This window comes from Nodosilinea sp. LEGE 07088, from assembly GCF_015207395.1.
Lineage (GTDB): Bacteria > Cyanobacteriota > Cyanobacteriia > Phormidesmidales > Phormidesmidaceae > Nodosilinea.
The window spans coordinates 1-7,213 of the sequence record NZ_JADEWX010000235.1 but is presented as its reverse complement, the minus strand read 5'-3'; the positions used below and the strand labels follow the sequence as shown (position 1 = coordinate 7,213).

The 7,213-nt window shown below is 56.4% G+C and carries 7 protein-coding genes and 1 riboswitch; of the genes, 4 read left to right on the top strand and 3 right to left on the bottom strand.

Features of this window, described 5'->3' with window-relative positions; genetic code table 11:
- The first annotated feature begins 239 nt into the window (after positions 1-239).
- Both ispF and IQ254_RS28350 read left to right on the top strand, forming a co-directional pair.
- Positions 240-722, top strand: coding sequence for a 2-C-methyl-D-erythritol 2,4-cyclodiphosphate synthase (gene ispF, locus IQ254_RS28355; protein WP_193969501.1), 483 nt, complete (start codon positions 240-242; stop codon positions 720-722).
- A 368-nt stretch (positions 723-1,090) separates the two neighbouring features.
- The gene (locus tag IQ254_RS28350; RefSeq protein ID WP_193969500.1) at positions 1,091-1,477 is read left to right on the top strand and encodes a BON domain-containing protein; all 387 of its coding nucleotides are present in this window, start codon (positions 1,091-1,093) and stop codon (positions 1,475-1,477) included.
- 28 nt (positions 1,478-1,505) lie between these two features.
- Here IQ254_RS28350 and IQ254_RS28345 read toward each other — a convergent pair whose 3' ends face one another.
- The 3 genes from IQ254_RS28345 to IQ254_RS28335 form a co-directional block, all read right to left on the bottom strand.
- Complete coding sequence (locus IQ254_RS28345; protein WP_193969503.1) at positions 1,506-2,384, bottom strand: carbohydrate ABC transporter permease; 879 nt, start codon at positions 2,382-2,384, stop codon at positions 1,506-1,508.
- 135 nt (positions 2,385-2,519) lie between these two features.
- Complete coding sequence (gene cobQ / locus IQ254_RS28340; protein ID WP_193969499.1) at positions 2,520-4,016, bottom strand: cobyric acid synthase CobQ; 1,497 nt, start codon at positions 4,014-4,016, stop codon at positions 2,520-2,522.
- Positions 4,017-4,166: 150 nt separating this feature from the next.
- Complete coding sequence (locus IQ254_RS28335) at positions 4,167-4,589, bottom strand: Npun_F0494 family protein (RefSeq protein ID WP_193969498.1); 423 nt, start codon at positions 4,587-4,589, stop codon at positions 4,167-4,169.
- 172 nt (positions 4,590-4,761) lie between these two features.
- Positions 4,762-4,897, top strand: a riboswitch (guanidine-I (ykkC/yxkD leader).
- 196 nt (positions 4,898-5,093) lie between these two features.
- On the opposite strand from IQ254_RS28335, the gene IQ254_RS28330 reads away from it, so the two are divergent.
- Together IQ254_RS28330 and IQ254_RS28325 are read left to right on the top strand one after the other, a co-directional pair.
- A complete protein-coding gene (locus IQ254_RS28330; RefSeq protein WP_193969497.1) occupies positions 5,094-6,149 on the top strand; it encodes an ABC transporter substrate-binding protein in 1,056 nt (351 codons plus the stop codon).
- A gap of 135 nt (positions 6,150-6,284) precedes the next feature.
- Positions 6,285-7,076: an ABC transporter permease gene (locus IQ254_RS28325; RefSeq protein ID WP_193969502.1), complete on the top strand. Its 792-nt coding sequence runs from the start codon at positions 6,285-6,287 to the stop codon at positions 7,074-7,076.
- Positions 7,077-7,213 lie beyond the last annotated feature (137 nt).

Genomic DNA, 7,213 nt, shown 5'->3' with positions numbered 1-7,213 from the left:
GTCTCGGGGGCTCGGAGAGGTGTATAAGAGACAGGTAGGGAGTAGGGAGTAGGGAGTAGGGAGTAGGGAGTAGGGAGTAGGGAGTAGGGAGTAGGGAGTAGGGAGTAGGGAGTAGGGAGTAGGGAGTAGGGAGTAGGGAGTGGGGGAAGAGTCAAGCCGAGCGTAGGGTGCACAAGCGCAGCGATGCCCCACGGAGATTTTATTTATCCAGAGAATTTAAGCAGTAGGGGTAAAGGGCTATGGGGATCAGAATTGGCAATGGCTATGACATTCATCGGTTGGTCGAGGGGCGATCGCTGATCTTGGGGGGCGTCAAAATTCCCCATCACCTGGGTCTCGACGGCCACAGCGATGCCGATGTGCTGACCCACGCGATTATGGATGCCCTCCTCGGCGCGCTAAGTTTGGGTGATATTGGCCTGTACTTCCCGCCGGGGGATCCGCAGTGGGCCGGGGCTGACAGCCTGATGCTGCTGGGGCAGGTCAACGCTATGGTGCGACAGCGGGGTTGGCAGGTCAACAATATCGATTCGGTGGTGGTGGCTGAGCAGCCCAAGCTCAAGCCCCATATTGAATCGATGCGATCGCGCTTGGCCGATCAGCTCGGGTTGGCACCCGACCAGGTAGGCGTGAAAGCGACCACCAATGAAACCCTAGGGCCAGTCGGACGTCAGGAGGGGATTGCCGCCTATGCCGTGGCGCTGCTAATTCAGATCGCCTAAATGACTCACCTCAAGGTTGAAATAGGGTGATTTAACGAGAGCAGCAGGAACAAGTTGGCTTCATTAGGGGTCTGACCCCTTAGCGAGAATCGCATGAGTTGCCCGTAGCCACTAGCTCCGTTTAATCAACGAGCGTTTTGGTTGCAAAAGATACGCAACTTTCCCGAAAAACTCGTAGAATGCTTTATAATATCTTTAAATTTGGTTGGCCTGGTTTTTAGGCTCGATTTAGAGATGTCTTGTGGTGTATCTACTGCTGAGCTTCGATATGGGAGTAGTTCTAGACTGTAGTTCTAGACTAGATACTTGGCAGATGCTTAACTCGTGAATACTGATTTTTGTCCCAGACTTAGAGGGGTCAGGCTCAGATGGGTAAAGTCTTGCAATCGTTGATGACCGTAGATCACACCATTCGCGGTGTTTGCTATGACAGGTCTAATTACCTCAACCAATCCATTGCCGAGTTAACCGTTATTCCGCCAGAGCGCGTCGGTTTAAGTGGTGAGTATGACCACTACGGTCTGGCCAAGCGGGTTAAAGCGAGCTGCCATTGCCAGTTTGGTCGCGATGTTGTGAAGCAGCTGGTGATCAAGCAGCGGGGGTCGGCGGTTATTCTCAGTGGTCAGGTCGAGGACTTGACCGTGGTCGATCAGTTGGTTCACCTTGCCCTACAGGCGGAAGGTGCCACCCACGTCGAGGTGAATATCGTGCAACTCGACGGGGCGGATAGGTCGCAGCCCGTTCAGGTGGCCTAGATGCCTATCCCAGCAATCGTCGATTGCCCTACCCCATGGGCCTAGTACCGTCATTAACGGCGAGACGGAGCGCAGACAGCACTAAGATCACCAAAAATAGGGCAAGGCCCAGGGTGCAGGCGTAGCTGATTTCCAGCTTTTGAAAGGCCTGCTCATAGATGTAGTAGACCACGGTTTTTGAGCTGTGGCGTGGCCCGCCCTGGGTCATGATGTAGACCTCTTCAAATACCTTGGTCGCGGCGATCGCAGAAATCACGCTCACCAGAATGAGGTAAGGTCGCATCAGCGGCAGCGTAATATCCCAGTGTCTTTGCCAGCCGTCGGAGCCATCTAGCGCTGCCGCCTCGTAGAGGTCTGGGGGAATGCCCTGAAGACCCGCCAGATAAATCACCATGTAGTAACCCAGGCCCTTCCATACGGTCACAACCATCACGCTAAAGAGTGCCAGGTTGGGGCTTGTCAACCAGGGCACGCCGTTTTCTGTCAGTCCTAGGGTTTTAAGTACCTGATTAAACAGACCGGTCTCGGCATAGAGCCAGCGCCAGGCAATGCCCGCCACCACCATCGACACCACCACGGGCGAATAGTAGGCTACTCGCAGCCAGTGCATACCGCGCAGTTGCCGATTCACCAAAATCGCTAGACCCAGCGATGCGAAGGTTAAAATAGGCACTACCCCCGCTAAGTACACCAGGGTATTGCGCACCGTTTGCCAAAAGATAGGGTCGGTCTTCAGCCGTTGGAGGTTGGCGGTGCCGACCCAGGTTGGGGCTGCCGTCAGATCTACCCCAAAGGTGGTAAAACTCAGGTAAAAAGCCCGCAACGCTGGCCAAAACACCGAGATTCCCAGGGCAACCAGGGCCGGCAATAAAAACAGATAGGGAATGACCGCCTGGGGAACAGTCATTTTTCCCAGCCAGGCTGGGCCGAGATTAGCGCGGGGAGATGCAGTCATCGAATCGCCAGAAACAACGGCCAGCTCGTAGCTAGAATATCCCAGAGTGGTCGCCCAAAGATGCCTTTTGTCCAGCAGGACTCACGACTAGGATTGCTCTAGCAGCGGCGTCAGATCCAGATGGGTGCTGACCGCCTCTGTCAACTCGTTGAGCACCGTCTCGCGCTGCTCGCGGTAGTTGGGTATGCCCGTGGGCAACGATCCCAGACCGCGCTGTTGGCGCAGGCGGTTGAGCCAGGCCCGCCGCCAAGGCCCATTATCAAAGAGGCCGTGCAGGTAGGTGCCCCACAGTGACTGACTACTATCGACTACTCCTAGACCCCGGTCTTCAAACAGAAACTCGAACTTCTTGCCGCTTTGACTTTCGCCTTCGGAGAGAATGAGCTGGGTGCGGCCCTGGTGCAGCTCATAGCCCGATACCGGCAGCCCATCCTGGGGAAAGCGGGAGCTCACGGTGCGCTGACGAGCGATCTTTTGCTGGGTAATGACCGTACGCAGGGGGAACAAATCGAGGCCAGGGAAGCGCCCCTCATGGCCCTCTAGCCCTTCGGGATCGGCCAAAAACTGCCCCATCATCTGAAAGCCGCCGCAGATGCCCATTACCGTACCCCCGGCCGCCACGTAGTTCTGAATTTCTTCGGCCATGCCGGTGCGCTGCAAGATCAGCAGGTCAGCAATGGTGGTTTTGGTGCCGGGGATGATCACCGCGTCGGGGTAGCTGAGTTTTTCTTTAGGGCTGAGGTAGACGACCCGCACGTTGGGTTCGGCTTCGAGCGGGTCGAAGTCGGTGAAATTTGAGATCCGAGGCAAGCGCACCACCGCGATGGTGATATCGGCCTGTTTTTTGCTGCCGGGCGTGCGATCGAGCAGGCTGAGGGAGTCTTCGGCAGGTAGGGCGTTTTCGATCCAGGGTATGACGCCGAGGACGGGAATGCCGGTACGCTCTTTGATCCATTCCAACCCTGGCTCTAGCACCTCGCGCTGGCCGCGAAATTTGTTGATGATGATGCCTTTGACTAGGGCGCGTTCGTCGGGCTCCATCAGCTCTAGGGTGCCGATGATATGGGCAAACACGCCGCCGCGATCGATGTCGGCGACCAATACTGTAGCTGCGTTCAGGTGCTTGGCCACCCGCATATTGGTGAGGTCGCGGTGTTTGAGGTTGACCTCGACCGGGCTACCGGCTCCTTCGCACACCAAAAAATCGTAGTCTTGGCTGAGGCGGCTAATACTCTCTTGAATGGCCTGCCAGCCGGCTTCAAAGAAGTGTTCGTAGTAATGAGTAGCGGTGGTGCGCCCTACGGGTCGCCCCTTGAGGATGACCTGGGAGGTCGTATCACCCTGGGGTTTGAGTAAGATGGGGTTCATCTCGACCTGGGGAGCTATGCCAGCGGCCCAGGCCTGTACGGCTTGGGCATAGCCCATCTCGCCGCCAGTGGTGGTGACGTAGGAATTGAGGGCCATGTTTTGCCCCTTAAAGGGGGCCACCCGCCACCCCCGGCGGTTGAGAATGCGGCAAAGAGCTGTGGTGATCAATGATTTACCCACGTGGGAGGCTGTTCCCACTACCATGATTGCTCTCATGGAGCGTCTCCAAAGTTGAATGAGTTCGGTGATAGCGCTAAAACTCAGGCAATAACCTGATGCTTAGCTACTTCCTATGCAGATTCTTCAGGAACAACACAACTCGTCAGGACGATGCTAAAACTAGTCTTGCCACCCGCTCGGCAATGATCAAGAACCGACCCAGGCGGGCCATCGTATCCATCGGCACCATGCATTATAGAGATGATCTACCAGGGTGGGGCGATACTGGCTGGGGTTCAGCTGGCTCAAACTCTGAAATACCTGCCGACCCATGGGGGTGAGGCGAAAGCTGTCGGTCAGACCTTGGCCATCGACTTCACGGCGCAGCAGGCCCACGGCAATCAGCCACATCATTTCGTTGTCAGCCTGGAGTTCGGCCAATACGCGATCGCTGTAGCCGCTTTTGACGCCCCCTTGACCACACACCTGGCGAATGCAAATGCTGTGCGATCGCATATCGGCCAGTAGCGCTAGTCGGAAGGGAGAGCACCGCAAGGCGCGTTCAGCTCGCCTCAGCGATCGCCGGGGATAGCGTAGGCCAATAGCATGATCCAACTCGACGGAGGCCATAGGCTTAGAAAGGATAACTGCCTTAGATTGTAGGTTCAATCTAACCGACAAACGGCAAAAATTCTGGGTAAAAGGTGATTTCGTAGCAGCGGTTACTTTCTAATGCTTAAGCAATTGCTAAGCCTATGTAGGACATCAACCTAATTTCAAGCTCATCAACCAGTCTTAATAGTCAGATGGTTTCTAGGGTTCCGGCTGACCGCAGGGTGGTCGAGTGACTGGTCCGAGAGAAACCGCCAGATAGTCTTAGCGTTGCCCGGCATCAGCCTAATGCATCTGGTACACGGCGGGATAAAAGCCCGGGAGGATAGCGGAGCACTACTCTGTCATTCTCTCGGGCTGCCGTTTTTATAGCTGATAAAAATAACGAAGATTCCTGTGTTCGCCTACCCCTGCAATCGCCTACCCTGATCCAATTCCCTCAGGTTCAATTCCCTCGGGGGCGTCTAAATTTCTTCCGTAGCTTTTCTCTGTTGTAGTTTTTGCCCTTCAAAACCCACCGCTATGAAACGACGTACATTTTTACCCACACTGGCTGCTTTTTTCTGCAGCTTGCTGATTACCGTCAGCTGTGCCCAGAGTACGCCCCAGGCCGATGCCCCGGCTGAGGGGGCTGCCGATGCCCCGGTCACGGCTACCGCTGGCGAGCCAATCAAAATGGGCTATAGCAACTGGGCGGGCTGGTGGCCCTGGGCCGTGGCCGAGGAAGAAGGCCTGTTTGAGAAAAATGGAGCCAACGTTGAGCTGATTTGGTTTGATGGCTACCTGGAGTCAATGCAGGCCTTAGCGGCTGGTCAGCTGGACGCCAACGGCCAAACCCTGAACGACACCATCTCCTTTGCTGCCGATGCGGTCAACGGCATGGTGGCCGTGCTGGTCAACGACAACTCTGCCGGTAACGACAAGGTGATTGCGGCTGAGGGCATCAACACGGTTGCCGATCTGGCGGGCAAAACCGTCGCCTTAGAAGAAGGTGTGGTGGGCGACTTTTTGCTCACCCTGGCCCTGGAAGATGCTGGGCTGAGTCGGGACGCTGTGGAAATTAAAAACCTTGAAACCGGGGCAGCGGCGGCGGCCTTTGCGGCGGGTCAAGTGGACGGGTTCGCCGGTTGGGTGCCCTTCTGGGAAACTGCCCTCTCCCGTGAGGGCAGCCAGGAGATCTTGACCTCGGAGGAATATCCTGGCGCGATTCCCGACCTGCTGGTGGCCAGCCAAAAGCTGATTGACACCCGCCCTGAACAGGTTCAGGCCCTGGTGAACACCTGGTTTGATGTTTTAGCCTTCATCGACGAAAACCCTGAGCAGGCCAACGCCATTATGGCCAAGCGGGCCAGCGTCAGCGATGAGGAGTTTGAGAAGTACACCAAAGGCACCAAAATCTTCACCCTGGATGAAAATCTGGAGGCCTTTAGCGCCGGGGGTGACGACATGAAGTACATGCCCTACTCTGCCCAAAAGATGGCCGATTTCATGGTGGAGGTTGGGTTTATCTCCGAGGCTCCCGATCTGGAGACCATTCTCGATGATCAGTTTGTGCAGGCCTACGCCGCCCAGAAGTAGCTGTTGATGCAGGCCCCGATCGCTCACTGGTGGAGGATAGGGGCCAATGGTACCGGTTTGTCGTAGTTTTCGGAATATCTTCCTGTGACTCCCGCTTCTCCTTCTTTCTCGACCGAGCCGACCGCTAGTCGGGGCCTGAAACCTCGGGTCTTTTGGCGATTGGCCGAAGATATTCCCAAATCGATGAGCACGACGCTGATGGTGCTCTCCATCGCGGTGCCCCTGGCGCTGTGGGGGTTGCTCTCCAGCCTGGATCTGGTGAATGACAAGTTTTTGCCGTCGCCGATTCAGGTGGCTCAGGCTTTGGGGCGGCTGTGGACCGATGGATTTTTGCTGGGCGATACCGCCGCTAGCCTGATGCGGGTGACGGTGGGGTTTGGGCTGGCGGCGCTGGTGTCGGTGCCGATTGGCATTGCCATGGGGGCCTTTGCCAGCGTGCGATCGCTGCTTGAACCCATCATCGGCGTGGTGCGCTATATGCCCGCCCCCGCCTTTATTCCGCTGCTGGTGATCTACCTGGGTCTGGGAGAAGCGCCTAAGATTGCGCTGATCTTCATTGGCACCGTGTTTTTCAACATCCTGATGATTATGGATGCGGTGAAGTTTGTGCCCAAGGAGCTGCTCGAAACCACCTACACCCTGGGCGGGCAGCGGCGGCAGGCGCTGTTTCAGGTGATCACACCCTACGTGTTGCCCAACATCATTGACACCTTTCGCATCAACGTGGCCACCTCCTGGAACCTGGTGGTGGTGGCGGAGCTGGTAGCCGCAGAAAACGGCCTGGGCAAGCGGATTGTGCTGGCCCAAAAGTTTTTCAACACCGATGAGATCTTTGCCTGCCTGCTGATCTTGGGCGTGATCGGCTTTGCCCTGGATCTCTCGCTGCGGTATTTGATGCAGGCCACCTGCAAATGGGCGGTGGATTGAGCCCTGTTCACCCTCTTCGTGAGTCAAGGGTTTGGGCCCCGTTCACCCTCTTCGTGGGTCAAGCGCTTGAGCACTGGCCAAGACAGCTTTCTGCTAGGTGACCCACGCTACCCCTCGACCCTTCTATTCCCTAACCC